This window comes from Neobacillus cucumis (assembly GCF_002860255.1).
Classification (GTDB): Bacteria; Bacillota; Bacilli; order Bacillales; family Cytobacillaceae; genus Neobacillus; species Neobacillus cucumis_A.
The window spans coordinates 45,583-64,299 of record NZ_PGVE01000102.1; the positions used below are offsets into that span (position 1 = coordinate 45,583).

Consider the following 18,717-nt stretch of genomic DNA (forward strand, 5'->3'; position numbering starts at 1 on the left):
TCATCAGTCCTCCAGTTTTTGAATTAAGTCATTATAGGTATAAAATGTTTCAGGATAGATCATTTGGTTTTTCTTCATTAAAAACAAAATCGTATTTTGAACGGCTTTAACAAGCGCCTTATCCAAATTCTCCTTCGCCATCTCTCTTACTTCTTCTACGCCTGGAAAATGTCTTCCAGGTTCAATATAATCCGCCAAGTATATTATTTTTTCCAGCAATGTCATATTGGATCTTCCTGAAGTATGATAGCGGATCGCATCAAGTACTTCTCGATCAGATATACCTGCTTCTGTTTCTACCAAGTAGGCACCAACGGGAGCATGCCATAATTCTGAATTAAATATCAGTAAATCTTGCGGCATACCTTTGGATGCAATGATTTCTTTCATTTCACCCTTTGGACGAAACTTGGCATAATCATGAAAAATCGCTGCTATTTCCGCTTTTTTAACATCTGCCCCATATTTTTCTGCTAAGGTAATAGCAGTCTCCATTACTCCTAACGTATGCTGATAACGATGTTCTGTTAGTTGAACTTTGACCAAGTCTAATGCTTTTTCACGTTCCATATAAATGTTTCTCCTCAATATAATCAATAACGGGGTCCGGCAATAAATACCGAACAGATTTACCATTCTTAACTCTATCCCTTATCATACTTGATGACACATCAATTGCCGGAACATCGATATAAAGAACAGGGTAGTTTGTTTGATGGCTATAGGTTGGCCGATCTACCCCGACAAATTGAACCAAGTTAACTAGTATATCAATATCATGCCACTTCGGTAAATACTCAATCATATCGGCACCAATAATAAAGAAAAACTGATGGTCAGGATACTCAATGTTAAGTATTTTCATTGTATCAACCGTATAAGATGGTCCATTACGTTCTAGTTCAATTGGTTGAATGGAGAATTTATTGTTCCCTGCAATTGCAAGTTCAAGCATATGAAGACGGTCCTCGTCCTTTACCGACTCCGGTTTTTTCTTATGCGGGGGTTCATGATTTGGCATAAACCAAATTTTATCCAGCTTAAGTGTCGTTAAAACTTCATTAGCAATCAAAAGATGTCCAAAATGGGGCGGGTCAAACGTGCCGCCCAATATTCCCACTTTCTTCATGCGTCCGCCATCCTTTACCTTGTCCATGGTCAATTTTATGGAAGAACGATTGTTTTCTTTTCAGCCGATTCTTTGTATAGCACAATTGTGTTTCCTATAAGTTGAACGATTTCTGCACCTGTTCCGTTGGCCAGCTGCTCAGCTACTTCCGTTTTATCTTCCTCACAATTCTGCAAAACGCTTATTTTGAAAAGCTCTCTTGCTTCAAGAGCATCGGCGATTTGTTTAACCATATTTTCATTGACCCCGCCCTTCCCGACTTGAAAAATTGGGTCTAAATGATGTGCCTTAGCACGTAAAAATCTCTTTTGTTTACCTGTTAACATTATTTTCCTCCTAATTGTCCCAAAACATTTTCTTTCATTCTTTGTATATCCGGAGATATTCCAGTCCATTTTTCAAAAGCAAGCGCCCCCTGATAAACAAACATATCAATTCCGTTCTGTACCTTTGCCCCTCTTTCTCTTGCCTCACGTAAAAGGCTTGTTTCAAGCGGGTTATAAATAATATCACAAATAACAGAATGAGGGTTTAAGTTTTTAAGGCTTAAGGGCTGTTCAGTGATTTTTGGAGCCATACCGATCATCGTTGTTTGAATAACCAAATCATAATGTCCTAAATTGCTGCCTGCTTCCTCTATAGTAAGCGCCTTTGAGGAAATAGAGTATGGACATTCCTCAATAAGACGAGCAGCCTTCTCCACCGTACGATTGGCTATATCCATTTGAATTGGACTTTCTTTTGCTAACGTAAAGAAAATGGCCCTTGCAGCACCACCGGCTCCAATAACCAAGATCCTTTTCCCTTCAATTTTAGGCACAATTTCATTTAGCCCTTTCAAAAAACCAAGTCCATCGGTATTGAAACCAATTAATTTTCCATCTCTATTCACAACGGTATTTACAGCCCCAATACTCGCGGCAAGTTCATCCACTTCATCAAGGAAAGGGATAATTTTACTTTTGTGCGGCACAGTGACATTAAAACCACCTGCCCCTATGGCTCTTAATCCAATTACTGCATCACTTAAGTCTTCTTCCTTTACCTGAAATGGAAGATAGATGGCATTAATGTCATACAGCGAAAACAAATCATTATGCATAACCGGAGACATGGAGTGTCCAATTGGGTTCCCCAATACACCAAATAACTTTTTCATAAGTTCCTCACCCTGTTAACATTTTCTCTTTTACCTTTAGATTAATGACCTTCGCATTAAAGATTGGACACCCTTTGGAACATAAGCAGCCACTTTTGCACCAGGCTCATTTATGGTAATCCATCCTAGTCCTGAAAATACAATATCGGTTTTTGCTTCCTTGATTGTAAATTCTTGTTTGACCAGCTCCGGAAATAATTCTAATTCTTCCGGTCCTGGTGGTGTAAGCATTTCGCCCACATGCTTTTCATAAAGACTGTCCGCATTTTCCATTTTTGTTCGATGAATATTCACTTCATTGGATACATAACAAACAAACGATCTTCTGCCGCCGCTTATATAATCAAATCGGGCCAATCCACCAAAAAATAATGTTTGACCTTCATTTAATTGAAATACCTTTGGCTTTATTTCCTTCTTAGGAGTAATAATTTTTAAATCGTTTTTATTAATAAAATGCGCCATTTGATGGTGATTAATAATTCCCGGTGAATCAATTAAAGCTTTTTCATCATCTAAAGGAATTTTTATTATATCTAATGTGGTTCCAGGAAAATGAGAAGTTGTGATAACGTCCCCCTCACCGGTTACTTCCTTAATAATCCGATTAATAAAGGTTGATTTTCCAACATTAGTACATCCGACCACATAAACATCTTTTCCATCACGTAAAACATCAATAGCTGCTGCCGTTTCTTTGATATTTAATCCTTTTGCTGCACTAACCAAATACACTTCTTCGGGTCTTAACCCCAGTTCTCTGGACTCTTGTTTCATCCACTGAATTAACTTATTATGTTTTACTGATTTAGGTAACAAATCGACTTTGTTCCCTACAAGTACTACCTTATTATTACCAACGAAACGGTGTAAGCCTGGCAGCCAGCTTCCGTTAAAGTCAAAGATATCTACAATCATTACAATGAGAGCATCTGACTTTCCAATTTCGTTTAGAATTTTTAAAAAGTCATCATCAGTTAAATTAACATCTTGAACCTCATTATAGTGTTTTAATCGGAAACATCTTTGGCAAATGATGGTTTCCTTTTCCAAAGCAGAAGAAGGCGCGTAGCCAATTTCTTCTGGGTTTTCGGTTTGGACTTTTACACCACAGCCCATACAAATATATTCTTGATTACTCACTGATTAATCCTCCCATTGAAGCATCCCTTTTTTACGGAACCAATTTAATATTCTTCGTTCCGCTAATCGATTAAATTTAGTCCAAAAACCATCCGTTTGGGCTACAGGGACAACTAGAATCGTATGGAAACCGCTGCGGTTTCCACCGAGGACATCAGTCAATAATTGGTCACCAATTACTACTGCCTCTTCCCTTTTAATTCCCATTTGTTTTATGGCGCGGTGAAATGCCGGCCCCATTGGTTTGCGTGCCCTAAATATAAAGGGAATATTTAACGGATCTGAAAAAAACTTGACCCTTTCTTCATTATTATTAGATACAATGGTTACCTTAATATTGTGTTTTTTTATTTCATCAAACCATTTTATTAATTGTGGTGTGGCACTAGGACGGTCCCATTCCACAAGTGTATTATCCAAATCGGTTATAATCCCCTTAACTCCTCTTGCTTTTAATGCTTCTGGAGAAATGTCAAGAATGCTCTTCACATGTTCATTCGGTAAAAATTGTTTTAGCACTAAGCGTACACCTCATTAAATTGTAAATAAAATGTTGGATCCACATCCACCATTTTCTTTTCTTGTACCATCATAACCAATTTCCCCTCTCGTTTCAAAAGAAAAGTGAAAGGGTTCCTAAAACTCATTAAAACACTTTATATCTTATTATCCTTCAAAAATCGACATTACATGAAATTGAATTACGATAACTTTCCTTTTAAAATAAAGGGGTTTAATCAATTTATAAAATTTTAAATAAAAATTTTTCGACAAAATCCTACAGCTTGCAACTCTGTGGATAACCTTATTAACATTATACCCATTGATTCCTTTAGTTTTCGATACATTATAAACAAATTAATCACAAGTTATCCACGTGATTCTGTGGATAACGAGAACGATTGTTCTAAAGGGATAAATTTGGTAGATTTAGGTTACAGCAATTGAACTTACCATTTTATGTTTTGCACCCATAAATTAGAACAATAAATTTACTCGGAGGTGGATTCTGACATGCGGAAACTGTCAGACGAATTATTAATTGAATCATACTTTAAAGCAAGAGAATTAAATTTAAGCCCAGAATTTATTAATCTCATTGAGTCTGAAATTCACAGACGTTCTCTATACAGTAAAATCAAAAAGTCTTCATAATACTTAACAACATGCCCATTTCAGGGCTTTTCTTTTTGTTTAGAGGCAAAATAACAACGGCGCTAAAAGCACCGTTGTTTTTACTTGATCAGGATCCCTAATCTTTCCCCCATCTTAAGATCATGGGGTGTATGAATTGTTTTGTCCATTTGGAAGATATCTTTTTCAAAAAGAAGAACTACAGTGGATCCAAAACTAAAATAAGCAATCTCCCCACCTTTTACTAACTCACTGCCCTTATGTGTGGTCTCAATAGAATTAACGAACATCGCACCGACCTTAACAATGGCTACATGTCCATAATTTGTTTTCACTTCCGTTATCACCCTATAGTTTTTGGAAAGGGTTCTGCGGCCGTATTTTAATCCCCATTTATTTACTGGATAAGACTTCGAACCAAGTTGCCATTGTTTTGTGACCGTTCCATTAACCGGACTATGTATTCGATGGTAATGACTAGGACTCAAATAAAGTATCATATATGTACCATTAAGATACTTGGACAAAATATCTTCATCTCCGAGCATTTCTCCGATTGAATAGGTCTTTTCTTTAACAAGGATTTCACTTGTTTCCTTAATGGGCCCAACATCTTCTAAAACGGCATCAACAGGGCTGACTACGGTATCAGCATTCAGGTCAATTTTCCTTGCATCCTTTTTTAACGTTCTAACAAATAAATCATGTAAGGTCGGGTACTCGGCTAATTCTTTTTCCATTTCTTTTTGATTTAATTGGTAGATACGTGCAAAGGATGGAATGACAAAACGACTGACTGGAGAACGGGCAAACCTCTTTAAAAGTCCTGAAGACCAACGCCCATTCGTCAATTCTATCAACAGTCTATATAAACCTTGTATCATTGATAATACCCCCAAATAGTGTAAAAATACTCTTTACGGAATGACATAAAACCCTTAGAATTAAATATTATAGAATAACCTGGCAAAATATAAGTCCCTTCTGTTTTTTAAAAAAGGAGTGGTGTGGAGAATGTTTTTATTGGACGTATTGGATCACACAATTAAAAAAATAAAATCGCAAACAGCAAATGTAATTACCATAACGAACCTTTCTCTTGGAGGTTTTGCGATTGTGCTTGGCTTACATGGAAATTTACGGCTAAGCTTACTGCTCATTTTTATTGCTGCACTAGCAGATCGATTCGATGGTATGATTGCCAGAAAATTTCATATCGAATCCGAACTAGGCAAACAATTGGATTCCATGAGTGATATTATATCATTTGGAGTAGCACCAGCACTATTACTATACCAAGGAATTTTATATGAATTTGGCGGTCCTGGTTCATTTTTTACTGTATTTTATATTAGCTGCGCTGCTTTTCGATTAGCCCGGTTTAATATTTCAGAAAGTAACGGTTATTTCACAGGGTTACCAATTACAGCAGCAGGCTGTCTTGCAACCTTAAGTTATCTGGCCATTCCATACCTGCCTTCCCAAACGTTCTTATTTATTATGATTATTTTATCATTCCTAATGGTAAGTTCCTTTAAACTGAAAAAAGTATAGTATTAGTCTCTCCTTAACCATTCATGACCTTTTTAGTACCGCTAAATAGGTCATTTTTATTTTTTGTAAATAAAATTTTCAGGACAGACACAATTTCGTGTTTTCTTCATAGGAATTAATAAAAGGGCTAGAGTCCAATAAAGCACGGGGGTGGATGTAGATGACTGGAATCTTAACAGCTCTCGGTTATTTAATGAAAGAATTTTTATTTCTTGTTTCTTATGTAAAAAATAATGCCTTTCCCCAACCCCTATCTGCTGCTGAAGAAAGAAAATACCTACGGTTGATGGCAGAAGGGGATGCGCACGCACGTAATATGTTAATCGAGCACAATTTACGTCTTGTCGCCCATATTGTCAAGAAGTTTGAAAATACTGGCGAGGATTCAGAAGATTTAATTTCGATTGGAACGATTGGTTTAATAAAAGCCATTGAGAGCTATTCAGAAGGAAAAGGAACAAAGCTTGCAACCTATGCCGCACGATGTATTGAAAACGAGATTTTAATGCACCTAAGAGCACTAAAGAAGACGAAAAAGGATGTTTCCCTGCATGATCCGATTGGCCAGGATAAAGAGGGCAATGAAATCTCATTAATTGATGTGTTGAAATCAGAATCCGAAGATGTGGTTGATACGATTCAGCTTAATATGGAACTTGAAAAAATCAAAAAATATATCGAAGTCCTCGATGATAGGGAAAAGGAAGTAATTATCGGGCGCTTCGGTCTGGACTTAAAAAAAGAAAAAACTCAGAGGGAAATTGCCAAGGAGTTAGGAATCTCGAGAAGCTACGTATCTAGGATCGAAAAACGAGCATTGATGAAAATGTTCCATGAATTTTACCGTGCAGAGAAAGAACGTAAGAAGAGATAACAAAATAAAGAAAATGGTTTAAAAAATAGGTAGAGCAGGAGTACTTCTCCTGCTCTTTTTGTTTATTTACCTTCCGTTAGTATATTGTTCCACGTTTTCCCGCCATCAGTGGTTTCATATAAATCATTTTTATAAGTGGTAAAGGACATCTGGTTAGTATTCTTCGGATTAACTGCCAAATAAGTAATCGGGTTATCATAGTCTAAAAATGGAATGATTATATTTGATTGTTTACCGGTTAGAGGGGATAAAGTTTTTAATAGGATCTTCTCATTTTCAACACTAGAAAATAGAATCGAATTCCCATTGAAGGTTAAGGCTGTTACCATGAAAGGTTCTGTTACCCGCTTCATCGTGTTGCCATTATCAGTGGAGTAATAAATCCCCGATCGAGTTGACATGGCCATAATATTTCCATTCGTAGGGTGTACGGCCATCATTCCCATTGAATCCGAGTCAAAATTTTTAAAAGCACTCCTTTTCCAAGTTTTCCCGTTATCGAGAGAATAGTTAACACCTAAACTAATATTCTCACTCTGCTTCTCACCAATAACATAAAGACCCTTTCCTGAGTAACTTGCAGCAGTAAAATGAAAGTTAGCTTGATCATAAAAGGCCAGCTTTTGAAATGTTTTACCCTTATCGCCACTCTTAATTAACCCAAGTGGATCTTTAAAGCTCGTCCCTTTTTGCGGATGGCCGCTGGCAATAAACCCAGACTCAACCGCTTGAAACCCGATATAATCATGTTGATTCGTTGTAGTTTTGTACCACCTATTTTCTTTATAAAGTTTTAATCCATCATTACCGGCAACATATAAGCCATTATCGTTCCCAGGATATCCAATTCCCCGGATATTTTTCAGTTTAAAAGAACTTGCATCCACAATTTTAAAGGCGGTTTTGTTGTTGCTTACACTCGTTTCTTTTTGTTTCTCATTTTTATTAGAGCAGCCCGACATGATCAAAAGCACGGAAATAAGAAACGTAAAAAACATTTTAATTTTAAAATTCATGTTTTCCTCCTATAAGACTTCTTATAAAACTATGAGTTAGTAGTTTTGGATTCCTTATCCATCCACTTATACCCCACTCCCCATACGGTTGTCAAATATTCATCCACAGCAAAACCAGCCTTACGTAATTTATCACGTAAATTTCTTACATGGGAGTCAATGGTTCTATCTTCCGTCATAGCAGCGTAGCCCCATATGGTCGTTAAAAGATGCTCACGAGTAAATACCTTATTCCGATTTTTTAATAAAAGGGCCAGCAAGGAAAATTCCTTTGGAGTGACGGACACTTGCTGTTGTTTATATGTCACCTGAAAGGATTCTTCATTTAGACTAAGTCCATTAAAGGAGAGTAAACCATTTGGAATGCGGTTCCGTCTTAAAACCGCTTCAATCCTTGCAATCAATTCTTCTTCATCAAATGGCTTTGAAATATAATCATCTGCCCCCATATTTAATCCTTTAATAATATCGACTTTTTCACTACGGGCCGTTAACATAATAATTGGAATATCCCACTTTTTTCTGATCTCTTCACATGCTTCCCATCCGTTCATTTCTGGCATCATAACATCTAATAAAAGGAGATCTGCCCTTTCCTTCAGCAAGTATTGAATCGCATCTCTTGCTGAGGTCCTTTTTATACACAGATATCCCCTCGGTGTGAGATAAAGGGAGAGTAAATCGAGCATTCTTGATTCATCATCAACAAGTAAAATCTTTGCCACCTGTTTTTCACTCCTGCCTTTTCAATCTTGTTAAAATTATACTACAAATAAGACAAATTTTATTTGTATTTATGAGGACATACCCTACATAAGCCATTTTTATTACAAGCACAAAGTAAGAGAATTTTTTATAAAAACGATTATAATGAAAAGGTACATATTTAGAGGAGGACAAACATGACCGCAACTACATATTCAGAAGTCTGGAACCTTGATGTTTTTTTCCCTGGGGGAAGCCTTTCCGAGGAGCTGGAAAAGTTCCTGGTTGAAACGGAGGAAAGTATCCAAGGATTTGAAGTAAAGGTAAATAATTGGGTACCGATGAATTCAACTGCTGACGCTCAATATCTTCAGGAACTCCTTAGTGATTTAGAGGAAGCAGCAAAGAAATTAACTCATGCAGGGGCATTCATTGGCTGTTTATTAGCACAAAACACGAAAGATAAAAAGGCTTATTCACTTGATGCAAAAATAACTAGTATGGGGGCTGTATTCCAAACAGCATTAGGTTCGCTCGATCATCATTTAACAACTATTGATAATGCTGTCTGGGAGCAAATAGTTGCTTCTGAGCCATTAAAAGAACTTAGTTTCGTATTATCGGAGAGCCGAGAAAAGGCTAAAGACAAACTATCAAAAGAGGAAGAGGCTCTAATCAGCACACTTGAAGTGGACGGATATCATAGTTGGGGACAATTGTATGATTTAATTGTAAGTAAAATAAAAATCCCCTTTGAGGAAAATGAGGAGGAAGTACAGCTTTCCGTTGGACAAGCCTTTAACAAATTCTCGAATCCTGACCGTGAAGTTCGGGCTTCGGTTTTTAAAAATTGGGAACAAGCTTGGGAAAACCAAGCCGACATTCTTGCAAAAACCTTGAACCATTTGGCAGGTTTCCGGTTAAGCGTCTATCAAAAACGCGGTTGGGAGAATGTCTTAAAAGAACCGCTCAGCATCAACCGGATGCAAAAAGTGACGTTGGAAACCATGTGGGCAGTTATTTCCGAACATAAACAAAAGCTCGTTGATTATTTAGAGAGAAAGGCTAAACTGTTAGGTCTTGAGAAGTTAAGCTGGTTTGACTTGGATGCCCCATACGGAAATACAGAATCAAAAGTAAGCTACCAAGAGGGAGCCCAATTTATTGAACAGAACTTTGGCCTTTTTGGTGAGAAGCTGGCAACATTTACACAGCATGCTTTTTGTAACCGGTGGATTGAAGCAGAAGATCGTCCTGGAAAAGCACCGGGTGGTTTTTGTACCTATCTTCCTGAGAACGAACAATCGCGGATTTTTATGACGTACTCTGGTACACCTTCAAATGTTTCTACATTAGCGCATGAGCTCGGACATGCTTTTCATTCCTATGCGATGAAAGACGTCCCATTTCTTAATTGTAATTATGCCATGAATGTAGCGGAAACTGCCTCTACCTTTGCCGAAATGATCGTTGCGGATGCTGCGGTTAAAAACGCAAAGAATGAAGAAGAAAAGCTTGTTCTATTGGATGATAAAATTCAGCGCACTGTCGCCCTGCTCATGAATATTCATGCCCGCTTCTTATTTGAAACTAGTTTTTATGAGGAGAGGAAACTTGGAACGGTTTCAACTGATCGCATCAATGAATTGATGTTAGTTGCACAAAAAGAGGCTTATGCTAATGCATTAGAAGAATATCATCCTCTATTCTGGGCTTCGAAACTGCACTTTTTTATCACGGATGTACCTTTTTATAACTTCCCTTATACATTTGGCTATCTATTCTCATTAGGCATTTATGCTCAGGCACTTGAAGAAGGGAAAGGGTATGAAGAAAAATATATGGCCCTATTAAGGGACACAGCTTCTATGACCGTAGAAGATTTAGCCCAGAAACATTTACAGGTGGATTTGACTCAAAAAGACTTCTGGGAGAAAGCAGTCGGGATTTGCCTTACTGACATTGATGAGTTTTTAGAACTTACTGAAAGTAAATAATTTTCAGCTAATAAAATAAGCATTGGCTTGAATCAGCCAATGCTCCTTCATTTTATTCCACACTAATTTCAGCTGAAATTACGCATCCGATTGCCCCCGCTATCACGAGCACCATAACAACCATAAACATCATGTTCTCCACCCCTTAGAGATCTGTTAGTTTCTAATTTGAATTTATCATATTTTCACAGTATCAATCGAAAGGAATAGTGAACATTTTGTTAACTCTGTCAGCTTACTTTTTGGCCATTCGTTTAAAAATTAATGATAAAAATAAAGTGTGCAACGGCATAGTCGTTTTTACCTCCCCAATCTCACATGTTAACTAGGTGGAATCCTTCATACCCCATAAGCTTGCCCTGCGTCCTTGAATTAGATAAAACATCATTTGTAAAACCACCTTTCTTTTTGTTTTTTGATTACAAACCCATTACATGATCCGGTACATAGATATTTGCCGGTCTTTGTTTTGTTCATAAAGCTTTTCAACTATCTCTTGATGTTCAGCTTCTTGGCTGCTTATTTTGCGTTTATGGATGGTTATTGTTAAAAATAGGATATTTAGTGTCATTTTGTTTCACATCCTTTATAAAGCAAACTTTACATATAATGATACATAGATATTTGCCGGTCTTTGCTGTCTTCGTAAAGCTTTTCGATTAATTCCTGGCTGGTTACTTCTTCGAAACTTACATTTCGTTTTTTGATGGTTATCGAGAAAAATAAAATATTCAGGGTCATATAAACACCTCCTTATAATCAATTTTCTAGGAAACTCCCTAAACTACAGATAAACTGGTACTGCTCCAATGCCTGCAGTTTTACCTTATGCAATACATATCCAAATGGCTCGTAAAAAGGGCACAAAAAGGCCGCAGAAAGAAATCCCCTGCGGCCAGCCCCTCATTTTGGGCACAAAAATACCGCAAGGCACCATTCTCCCTGCGGCATGGATATGTATTATCACTTTACACTATAGGAAGTGCTAAGCAATCCATTCCAATCTGGTCGAATGCGTGATATTTAGATCTAAAGGTTTCATGTTGTTTCCCGGTAGTACGGCTGGTGTATAAGTTGCTCTAACTAACATCATTTTCATCGACCTCCTTTGGAATATTTCACTTCATATGGTAATTATATCCACGCTAACTAACTTTGTAAACCTTTTTTACAAAGATTTCTAAAAATAAGTAAAGTGCCCTTTTTTAGGATTAATAAAAAAGCGCCCCGAAAAAATTCGGGACGCTTGCAGTTTAGTTATATAAATCTTGATTATCATCCATTTCCAACAGCTTCATTTGGCATTGCTTATATTGAATAAAAAACAAAATTGACAAAGCGATAAAGGATGTGGAAGAAAGAACCATCGTATTTACGGCAAGTTCGTTTTTTGCATCAACAGGAATAATAACACCTAAATAGAAAAAGATCCCAACAGCCAATAAGACAGTTCCGAAACGTTTACAATCAATCATTTTCTCATTCAAAACCTTCATTTGCTGCTTCACTACTTATCACCTGTCTTTCTTAAAATCTACTAACCTACTTTACCATAGAAAAAGCGACTAAACAGTATGTAAATATTAGAAAAGGTGACAGGCACCATGTGAAAATTTCACATGGTGCCTGTCACCTTTTGTTGTTTTGTGATTATTGTAATGCTTGTGATAGGTCTTCGATTAGGTCTTCGACGTCTTCGATGCCGACAGAGATTCGGACTAGGCCTTCTGTGATGCCTAGTTCAGCTCTTCGTTCTGCAGGGATCGAAGCATGGGTCATTCGTGCAGGTACGGAGATAAGGCTTTCCACTGCTCCAAGGCTTTCTGCCAATGTAAAATACTTGATTCTACTGAGGATTTGATCGGCATTTTTTCCGCTGCCCACGTCAAAGGAAACCATGCCGCCGAACCCTCTTGCCTGTCTTTTAGCAATCTCATGATTAGGATGTGATTCAAGTCCTGGGTAGAATACTTTATTGACCTTCGGATGGTTCTGTAGAAACTCAACAATCGCCTTAGTATTGGCTTCCGTTTCTTCCATACGAATTCCTAATGTTTTTATTCCACGGATCAATAGCCATGAATCCTGAGGACCTAATACCCCGCCAGTGGAGTTCTGAACGAAGTGCAAATCTTCAGCCAGCTTATCACTATTTACCACAACTAAACCTGCAACTACATCACTGTGACCGCCGATATATTTTGTGGCACTATGAAGAACAATATCAGCACCAAGCTCAAGTGGGTTTTGCCAATAAGGAGTTGAAAAGGTATTATCAACGATGGTCAACAAATGATGCTTCTTGGCTAGTTTAGCTGCAGCTTCGATATCGGTAATCTTTAAAAGAGGATTGGTCGGTGATTCAATATATATAGCCTTTGTATTTGGCCTTATTTCACGTTGGATATTTTCTAAATTGCTGGTGTCTACAAACGTTGAATCAATTCCAACACGATTTAGGACCTTCGTCATGACACGGAACGTCCCGCCATAAACATCGTCTGTTAAGATGACATGATCCCCGCTGTTAAACAGCATAAATACAGCTGTAATGGCCGCCATTCCGGAGCCAAAGGCAAAACCGGCTGTTCCGCCTTCAATATCCTTTATAAGCTCTTCAAGTGCATGTCTGGTTGGATTTCCAGTCCGTGAATATTCAAATCCCTTATGTCCTCCAACCCCCTCCTGCTTATACGTACTTACTTGATAGATAGGGAAAGAAACGGCACCTGTTGCTGGGTCTTCACTGATTCCTCCGTGAATTAATCTGGTTTTCGGTTTCAAGCTAAATCCCTCCTTCAAAAATCTTCTTACTTAAATAACGTTCACTACCGTCCGGAAAAATAACCACGATATTGGTTCCTTCTTTTGCAGCTTTTGCTTCCTCTAAAGCTGCAAAAAAGGCTGCCCCTGAAGAACTTCCGCAAAGAAGTCCCTCCTTCAATGCTAATTCTTGCACGAGACGAAAGGCATTAGTATCTGAAACGGTATGAATGGCATCGAAATAAAAAGGATCCATATAGCCCGGTAAAAATTCCATCCCAATCCCTTCGGTCTTATGGGGGCCTGAGTCGCCTCCATTTAAAATCGATCCTTCCGGTTCTACGATAACCGTCTTAACCTTTTGATTCTGATCTTTTAAATATCTAGCAGTTCCCATAAAGGTTCCACCTGTCCCCGCTCCTGCGACGAAGACATGGATATTTCCATCCATCTGCATCCAAATTTCAGGACCCAGCGTTTTATAATAGGTTTCAGGATTAGCCGGATTTCCAAATTGCTTCGGGCAATATGAACCCGGGATTTCTTTTAAAAGCGCCTCTGCTTTAGCAATCGCTCCCTTCATTCCTTGCTCTGTTGGGGTATGAACTACTTTAGCTCCAAGTGCCTTCATCAATTCCTGCTTTTCCATACTAAATTTTTCTGGTACACACAAAATGACCTGTACTCCTTTATTAATTGCTGCTAGAGCCAGGCCAATCCCGGTATTACCAGCAGTGGGTTCAATGACGGTACCGCCGCTTTTTAGTTTTCCACTCGAAAACGCTTCTTTTATTAATTCTATTCCCAGACGGTCCTTGACACTTCCCCCAGGGTTCATGAATTCAAGCTTTGCAAAGATACGAACGCCTTTAGGCAATGTAAACTGTGTGATTTCAACCATTGGTGTATGCCCAATTAACTCGTGGACGTTTTTGTAAAACTGCATTGCTTCACCCCTAGTACTATTTTAATGCAGCTACCATTTTCATAACCAAAGTAGCAGAATTAGTTGCTGCTTTGTCAATAAATTGATCAAAAGAGATTTCAGACTCTTTACCGGCAATATCAGAAAGTGAACGAATAATGACAAATGGTACTCCGAAACGGTGAGCCACTTGAGCAATGGCTGCAGCCTCCATTTCAACTGCCTGTAAATCATGGAATTTAGACCGGACAAACTCCACTCGCGCTGGATCTTCCATAAAAGAATCACCTGTTACGATTAACCCCTTACCTATTTGAAAATTATCAAGGTCTTTTGCAGCTGATTCAGCAGCAGCTATTAATTTGTCATCTGCTAAAAAGGCAGCAGGCAGCTGTGGCACCTGGCCATATTCATATCCAAAGGCAGTAACGTCAACATCATGATGGCGGACTTCCGTGGAAATAACCGCATCTCCAACATTTAAAGTAGGGTTAAAGCCTCCGGCCGAACCCGTGTTGATAATACAATCAGGCTTATATTTTTCAAGCAGAATGGTAGTGGACATGGCTGCATTAACTTTCCCTATTCCCGACCGAAGCAAAATAACTTTTGCACCATGCATGCTGCCAAATGTAAACTCACAGCCTGCAATGGTTTCTTGCGTTTGGTCTTTAATATTATCTCTTAATAAAGTGACTTCTTCTTCCATTGCTCCAATGATTGCAATCTTCATAAATGTACCTCTTTCTTCTTTTCAGCCTGCAATTAACCGGACAGACAACAAATTTACTTTAGAATGGGATTGTTTTATTGTATTCATATATGTTTGGTCAGGTTAGTAAGGCATTGGTTTTTATTTTTACGATTTTACGATTATAATCTTCCTCTGATTCCTGCATCGTATCCGCAAACCCTATTCTATCACAGCATTTGTACACGGCCATAAAATTTACTAAAATGAACATAGGAAAGGGGAAATTTAAATGAATTTTCAACTCGATTTTATTGAGGATAAAGTGGAGTTCTTCGAAGCGAGTAATTTAAAGACATTACAGAAAAAGATTGAGTCACAAATTGATGAGAATCGTGCCATTATGCTCTCCGTCCACTCCGTTTCCCATCAAATGCATGTGAATGAAAACGGACAGACCTATTTTACAGCAGTGGTGCATTTTAAAAAGAAATAGGATGATGCCCTTAGGGCACCATCCTATCTTTATCATTGAATGGATGATAATTCTTCAACCTTTGTAGGCACATAGCCTTGTCCATCAACCCATTTTATATAAACCTTATATTTCTTTGACTTATCTTTAGAAGCCACTGTCCCAACGGCTGCGTTGGTAGTAGACTTATCACTGCCAAGCCAATATACTGTCATATTGCTTTGGTCAAGACCTGTTGCATTGGAAATGGCATTTATCATCGCCTGCCAATCTTCTCCCTCAAATGTCATTTTATGATCACCAGTTTGTGACGTAGAAGAACTTCCTTCATCAGTAACAACGGCCTGTGTATCATCTGGCTGTTCCGGAGCGGTTGTTTCTTCACTTTCTTGATCATCTGCCGTTGCATCGGCTGAAGATTGATCATCAGTAGAAACAGCTTCTTCTTCTTTTTTCTTTGTATCTGTAGACTTTTTAGTCTCTGTTGTTTGTTTTTGTTCAGTTTTAGTACTTTCCTTCTTTGGTGAAGAAGAGGCATTGTCATTTCCTGAAGCAAAAATATTATAGGCAACAAAGATTATTAATAGCAGGACAACGACAATCAAAGTATTCAAGACGATATTTGTTTTTTTTCGTTTCGCTCGATAACCCGAACGCGATGAATTGAAATCATTACTCAAGATAATCCCTCCAAAAAATAAGGCTCTCAATATTCTAACATGATTTCACGAGAACTTGAAGGGAAAACCTATCCAATTCTTTATTCATGATCATTCTCATAGAGCATTTGAACCATGTCCGCAAACAACAAATTTACCCCGCCCTCATAATCTGCCACATCTAAATTAACAGCCACAAGTGCATATTTTGGAGTTTTGTAAGGAAAATATCCCGCAAACCATTTATTATGAAGCTGCTTTCCATTCACATATTTTCCTGTTTCGGCTGTCCCTGATTTCCCCGCTACTTCATAAGGTAAATCTTTAAACCATCTTCCCGTACCATTTGGATTCGTTACAACTTCACGAAGCAGTTTTTGAAGCCTCATACTAGTATAAGGGGAGATCGTTTCTCCCTTCAGCTCCTTAACAGGAAAATCCACCATTGTCGTCCCATTTTTATACTCTATTTTGGATACTGCTCGGACCATCTTTTTCTTTCCTCCCCTTGCTATCGTTGCCATCATATTTGCAACAGCTAGAGGGGTGGCACGGACTTCATTCTGCCCAATCCCAGACATGGCTGCCATATTAGCATCCTTTCTAGCCTCATCGGAAACAAATACTCGGCCATTATCTTCGTCAGGAAGCTGTTTGAAATCACTTGTATGATACACATCTCCCTGCCAGCCGACCAAGCTTGTTAATGATAATTTTTCAGCATAGTCTTCTAAAGAAAAGGGGTCCTTTTTTTGTAATTCCTTTGCGAGTTCACCAAATGTCCGATTACAGCTTCTTGCAAAGCTATTGGAGAAATCCAGCATACCATAATTATATTTAACCTCTGGCTTTCCGTTAATTTTTTTACTGCAATCAAATTGACGCATGGGAGTATCAAGGTTATGGTCAATGGCCGCTGCTGCGACAACCGTTTTAAACACCGAGCCCATAATCTGTTGTTTTAACATCTTATTGGTTATCCCTGCCGTGCCATAGGGATCTTTTTTATTAACAGCAGGACGAGAGACCATGGCAAGGATGCTATTATCTTCAATATTTATGAGAACAAGGCCCCCCTTTTTTATTTGGTGCTTGTCCACTAATTCTTCTGCTTTTTGCTGGATATTCTTATCTAAGGTAGTGCGCACATTCACAGGATAGAAGGGGTTAGCTGGGTCAACATACTTTACGTTGATGCCAAATAAAGGGCCGCCAGAGCCATCAACATGGTATACAAGCTTTGATTTCCCCTCAGGAAGCAGAAATTCATCAAAGCTTTCCTCAAGCCCCGATACGCCTAGCAAGGTTTTCTCCGATAACTCTTTATCAGGATAACGTTTTTTCACTTCCTCTGGGTTTTCACCAGTTAACCCAATCAATTGTTCAGCAGGTATTTGGGAGCGTTCAAACTTTTTTTCAATCGCAAAAACACCAGGGATATTTAATTGATTAATTTGTTCCATTTGAGCAGTGGTTAACTCCACTGGTTGGGGATCCCCATAGGCAAACGGCTTCTTCGCACCCTCAACAGCCATTTTTAGTATATTTTCCGGAACTCCAGTAATTTCAGAAACCTTTTTAGCATCCCAGTCGATTTTTTTTAAAAAAGGAAAAAGGACAAGGACGGATACCTTTTTATGAGTAAGCATGACACCATTCCGGTCAAGAAAATTCCCTCTGCCATTATCAATCACTAACTCTTGAGTTCTCTGCTTAACACTTTCCTCAAGTAAATTAATATTATGTTTAGAAAATGTTTCTGTTTCCATTAATTGAATTTGTATGAGTCTGACTAAAAGAAGTGTAAGACCTGTGATACAAATAAGAAGCCATCCAAGAGCCCGTCTTTTCCACATAAAAAACACCTCGTCAAAAGTCTTGACGAGGTTAACGTTTTTCAAACTATGGTCATTGATTATTTAATGGAAATAATTCGTACGTTCATTTCTCCGCCTGGAGTTTGAACCGTTACTTGGTCTCCAACTTTTTTCCCTAATAGGCTTTTAGCAATTGGTGAATCGTTTGAGATTTTTCCTTCAAATGGATCAGCCTCTGCGCTTCCTACAATAGAATATGTTTCTTCTTCGCCATCTGGAAGCTCAATAAAGGTAACAGAACTTCCTAAAGAAACAGAGTCTCCTGCCATTTCACTTTCAGCAATAATCTTGGCATTACGGATCATATTTTCAAGGGTTGTGATACGACCCTCAACAAAAGCTTGTTCTTCTTTCGCTGAATCGTACTCGGAGTTTTCAGATAAATCGCCGAAACTTCTTGCAATTTTAATCCTTTCTACCACTTCTTTACGTTTAACTGATTTTAAGTATTCAAGTTCTTGTACAAGCTTTTCTTTACCCGCTTGTGTCATTGGAAATACTTTCTCTGTAGCCAATACCCTCACTCCTTCTAGTTTTCACAATCCCCCATTAGAATTGTGTATGTAATATATGTAGGTATAATACCATACGGTAAATACATAGCAGCGCGTCCTTT

General features: G+C 38.2%; 24 protein-coding genes. 5 read left to right on the forward strand and 19 right to left on the reverse strand.

The genetic code is table 11. From position 1 onward, the window contains the following. Positions 1-3: 3 nt before the first annotated feature. Genes yqeK through CVD27_RS25970 form a run of 6 tightly spaced genes read right to left on the reverse strand, consistent with a single transcriptional unit; the run spans position 4 to position 3,950 of the window. Positions 4-570: a bis(5'-nucleosyl)-tetraphosphatase (symmetrical) YqeK gene (gene yqeK, locus CVD27_RS25945; RefSeq protein ID WP_101651885.1), complete on the reverse strand. Its 567-nt coding sequence runs from the start codon at positions 568-570 to the stop codon at positions 4-6. After that, entirely contained in the window at positions 560-1,129 is a 570-nt protein-coding gene (locus CVD27_RS25950) for a nicotinate-nucleotide adenylyltransferase (protein ID WP_101651887.1), read from the reverse strand. Before CVD27_RS25950 ends, yqeK begins: the two co-directional genes overlap by 11 nt. 35 nt (positions 1,130-1,164) lie before the next feature. Next, positions 1,165-1,455 (reverse strand): ribosome assembly RNA-binding protein YhbY, encoded by a 291-nt coding sequence (gene yhbY / locus CVD27_RS25955; RefSeq protein ID WP_101651889.1) that lies wholly within the window; start codon positions 1,453-1,455, stop codon positions 1,165-1,167. Next, on the reverse strand, positions 1,455-2,288 hold the full coding sequence (gene aroE, locus CVD27_RS25960; RefSeq protein WP_101651891.1) for a shikimate dehydrogenase: 834 nt from the start codon (positions 2,286-2,288) through the stop codon (positions 1,455-1,457). Before aroE ends, yhbY begins: the two co-directional genes overlap by 1 nt. Before the next feature lie 36 nt (positions 2,289-2,324). Continuing rightward, a complete protein-coding gene (gene yqeH / locus CVD27_RS25965) occupies positions 2,325-3,431 on the reverse strand; it encodes a ribosome biogenesis GTPase YqeH (protein ID WP_101651894.1) in 1,107 nt (368 codons plus the stop codon). A gap of 3 nt (positions 3,432-3,434) precedes the next feature. Then, positions 3,435-3,950 carry a YqeG family HAD IIIA-type phosphatase gene (locus CVD27_RS25970; protein ID WP_101651896.1) on the reverse strand — a complete coding sequence of 172 codons (516 nt, stop codon included), beginning with the start codon at positions 3,948-3,950 and terminating at the stop codon, positions 3,435-3,437. Positions 3,951-4,445: 495 nt separating this feature from the next. Here CVD27_RS25970 and CVD27_RS25975 point away from each other — a divergent pair, with 495 nt between their 5' ends. Beyond that, positions 4,446-4,586, forward strand: a complete 141-nt coding sequence (locus CVD27_RS25975) for a sporulation histidine kinase inhibitor Sda (protein ID WP_101651898.1) — start codon at positions 4,446-4,448, stop codon at positions 4,584-4,586. 80 nt (positions 4,587-4,666) lie between these two features. Here the strand turns inward: CVD27_RS25975 and CVD27_RS25980 are convergent, their stop codons facing one another. Beyond that, the gene (locus tag CVD27_RS25980; protein ID WP_101651901.1) at positions 4,667-5,449 is read right to left on the reverse strand and encodes a phosphatidylserine decarboxylase; all 783 of its coding nucleotides are present in this window, start codon (positions 5,447-5,449) and stop codon (positions 4,667-4,669) included. A 130-nt stretch (positions 5,450-5,579) separates the two neighbouring features. Here CVD27_RS25980 and pssA point away from each other — a divergent pair, with 130 nt between their 5' ends. Together pssA and sigK are read left to right on the forward strand one after the other, a co-directional pair. Then, positions 5,580-6,119 (forward strand): CDP-diacylglycerol--serine O-phosphatidyltransferase, encoded by a 540-nt coding sequence (gene pssA, locus CVD27_RS25985; protein ID WP_101651906.1) that lies wholly within the window; start codon positions 5,580-5,582, stop codon positions 6,117-6,119. A 160-nt stretch (positions 6,120-6,279) separates the two neighbouring features. Beyond that, positions 6,280-6,993: an RNA polymerase sporulation sigma factor SigK gene (sigK, locus tag CVD27_RS25990; RefSeq protein ID WP_101651908.1), complete on the forward strand. Its 714-nt coding sequence runs from the start codon at positions 6,280-6,282 to the stop codon at positions 6,991-6,993. Positions 6,994-7,055: 62 nt separating this feature from the next. Here sigK and CVD27_RS25995 read toward each other — a convergent pair whose 3' ends face one another. Together CVD27_RS25995 and CVD27_RS26000 are read right to left on the reverse strand one after the other, a co-directional pair. Beyond that, positions 7,056-8,009: a F510_1955 family glycosylhydrolase gene (locus tag CVD27_RS25995; protein ID WP_101651910.1), complete on the reverse strand. Its 954-nt coding sequence runs from the start codon at positions 8,007-8,009 to the stop codon at positions 7,056-7,058. Positions 8,010-8,038: 29 nt separating this feature from the next. Then, the gene (locus CVD27_RS26000; protein WP_101651912.1) at positions 8,039-8,734 is read right to left on the reverse strand and encodes a response regulator transcription factor; all 696 of its coding nucleotides are present in this window, start codon (positions 8,732-8,734) and stop codon (positions 8,039-8,041) included. Positions 8,735-8,911: 177 nt separating this feature from the next. On the opposite strand from CVD27_RS26000, the gene CVD27_RS26005 reads away from it, so the two are divergent. Then, a complete protein-coding gene (locus CVD27_RS26005) occupies positions 8,912-10,711 on the forward strand; it encodes a M3 family oligoendopeptidase (protein WP_101651913.1) in 1,800 nt (599 codons plus the stop codon). A gap of 430 nt (positions 10,712-11,141) precedes the next feature. Here the strand turns inward: CVD27_RS26005 and CVD27_RS26010 are convergent, their stop codons facing one another. From CVD27_RS26010 to CVD27_RS28955, 7 genes are all read right to left on the reverse strand, one after another. After that, complete coding sequence (locus tag CVD27_RS26010; RefSeq protein ID WP_101651915.1) at positions 11,142-11,282, reverse strand: YrzI family small protein; 141 nt, start codon at positions 11,280-11,282, stop codon at positions 11,142-11,144. Positions 11,283-11,311: 29 nt separating this feature from the next. Then, positions 11,312-11,452, reverse strand: coding sequence for a YrzI family small protein (locus CVD27_RS26015; protein WP_101651917.1), 141 nt, complete (start codon positions 11,450-11,452; stop codon positions 11,312-11,314). A gap of 512 nt (positions 11,453-11,964) precedes the next feature. Next, positions 11,965-12,219, reverse strand: a complete 255-nt coding sequence (locus tag CVD27_RS26020) for a YrhC family protein (protein WP_257984496.1) — start codon at positions 12,217-12,219, stop codon at positions 11,965-11,967. Positions 12,220-12,361: 142 nt separating this feature from the next. Beyond that, complete coding sequence (locus CVD27_RS26025) at positions 12,362-13,495, reverse strand: bifunctional cystathionine gamma-lyase/homocysteine desulfhydrase (protein WP_101651919.1); 1,134 nt, start codon at positions 13,493-13,495, stop codon at positions 12,362-12,364. A 1-nt stretch (position 13,496) separates the two neighbouring features. Further along, on the reverse strand, positions 13,497-14,420 hold the full coding sequence (locus CVD27_RS26030) for a PLP-dependent cysteine synthase family protein (protein WP_101651920.1): 924 nt from the start codon (positions 14,418-14,420) through the stop codon (positions 13,497-13,499). A gap of 16 nt (positions 14,421-14,436) precedes the next feature. Next, positions 14,437-15,132 (reverse strand): 5'-methylthioadenosine/S-adenosylhomocysteine nucleosidase, encoded by a 696-nt coding sequence (mtnN, locus tag CVD27_RS26035; protein WP_101651922.1) that lies wholly within the window; start codon positions 15,130-15,132, stop codon positions 14,437-14,439. A 97-nt stretch (positions 15,133-15,229) separates the two neighbouring features. Then, a complete protein-coding gene (locus CVD27_RS28955) occupies positions 15,230-15,364 on the reverse strand; it encodes a hypothetical protein (protein WP_257984497.1) in 135 nt (44 codons plus the stop codon). Between the two features lie 18 nt (positions 15,365-15,382). Here CVD27_RS28955 and CVD27_RS26040 point away from each other — a divergent pair, with 18 nt between their 5' ends. Beyond that, the gene (locus tag CVD27_RS26040) at positions 15,383-15,586 is read left to right on the forward strand and encodes a DUF2536 family protein (RefSeq protein ID WP_101651924.1); all 204 of its coding nucleotides are present in this window, start codon (positions 15,383-15,385) and stop codon (positions 15,584-15,586) included. A gap of 32 nt (positions 15,587-15,618) precedes the next feature. Here the strand turns inward: CVD27_RS26040 and CVD27_RS26045 are convergent, their stop codons facing one another. The 3 genes from CVD27_RS26045 to greA form a co-directional block, all read right to left on the reverse strand. Continuing rightward, positions 15,619-16,245, reverse strand: a complete 627-nt coding sequence (locus CVD27_RS26045; RefSeq protein ID WP_180960456.1) for a YrrS family protein — start codon at positions 16,243-16,245, stop codon at positions 15,619-15,621. A gap of 80 nt (positions 16,246-16,325) precedes the next feature. After that, the gene (locus tag CVD27_RS26050) at positions 16,326-18,080 is read right to left on the reverse strand and encodes a peptidoglycan D,D-transpeptidase FtsI family protein (RefSeq protein WP_101651928.1); all 1,755 of its coding nucleotides are present in this window, start codon (positions 18,078-18,080) and stop codon (positions 16,326-16,328) included. Between the two features lie 59 nt (positions 18,081-18,139). Then, positions 18,140-18,616, reverse strand: a complete 477-nt coding sequence (greA, locus tag CVD27_RS26055) for a transcription elongation factor GreA (RefSeq protein ID WP_101651930.1) — start codon at positions 18,614-18,616, stop codon at positions 18,140-18,142. Between the last annotated feature and the right edge of the window lie 101 nt (positions 18,617-18,717).

Bases quoted from the DNA above. Each gene is read 5' to 3' on its own strand.
- yqeK (WP_101651885.1), bottom strand. From the start codon at position 570: ATGGAACGTGAAAAAGCATTAGACTTGGTCAAAGTTCAACTAACAGAA.
- CVD27_RS25950 (WP_101651887.1), bottom strand. From the start codon at position 1,129: ATGAAGAAAGTGGGAATATTGGGCGGCACGTTTGACCCGCCCCATTTT.
- yhbY (WP_101651889.1), bottom strand. From the start codon at position 1,455: ATGTTAACAGGTAAACAAAAGAGATTTTTACGTGCTAAGGCACATCAT.
- aroE (WP_101651891.1), bottom strand. From the start codon at position 2,288: ATGAAAAAGTTATTTGGTGTATTGGGGAACCCAATTGGACACTCCATG.
- CVD27_RS25975 (WP_101651898.1), top strand. From the start codon at position 4,446: ATGCGGAAACTGTCAGACGAATTATTAATTGAATCATACTTTAAAGCA.
- CVD27_RS25980 (WP_101651901.1), bottom strand. From the start codon at position 5,449: ATGATACAAGGTTTATATAGACTGTTGATAGAATTGACGAATGGGCGT.
- pssA (WP_101651906.1), top strand. From the start codon at position 5,580: ATGTTTTTATTGGACGTATTGGATCACACAATTAAAAAAATAAAATCG.
- sigK (WP_101651908.1), top strand. From the start codon at position 6,280: ATGACTGGAATCTTAACAGCTCTCGGTTATTTAATGAAAGAATTTTTA.
- CVD27_RS25995 (WP_101651910.1), bottom strand. From the start codon at position 8,009: ATGAATTTTAAAATTAAAATGTTTTTTACGTTTCTTATTTCCGTGCTT.
- CVD27_RS26005 (WP_101651913.1), top strand. From the start codon at position 8,912: ATGACCGCAACTACATATTCAGAAGTCTGGAACCTTGATGTTTTTTTC.
- CVD27_RS26010 (WP_101651915.1), bottom strand. From the start codon at position 11,282: ATGACACTAAATATCCTATTTTTAACAATAACCATCCATAAACGCAAA.
- CVD27_RS26015 (WP_101651917.1), bottom strand. From the start codon at position 11,452: ATGACCCTGAATATTTTATTTTTCTCGATAACCATCAAAAAACGAAAT.
- CVD27_RS26030 (WP_101651920.1), bottom strand. From the start codon at position 14,420: ATGCAGTTTTACAAAAACGTCCACGAGTTAATTGGGCATACACCAATG.
- mtnN (WP_101651922.1), bottom strand. From the start codon at position 15,132: ATGAAGATTGCAATCATTGGAGCAATGGAAGAAGAAGTCACTTTATTA.
- CVD27_RS28955 (WP_257984497.1), bottom strand. From the start codon at position 15,364: ATGTTCATTTTAGTAAATTTTATGGCCGTGTACAAATGCTGTGATAGA.
- CVD27_RS26040 (WP_101651924.1), top strand. From the start codon at position 15,383: ATGAATTTTCAACTCGATTTTATTGAGGATAAAGTGGAGTTCTTCGAA.
- CVD27_RS26050 (WP_101651928.1), bottom strand. From the start codon at position 18,080: ATGTGGAAAAGACGGGCTCTTGGATGGCTTCTTATTTGTATCACAGGT.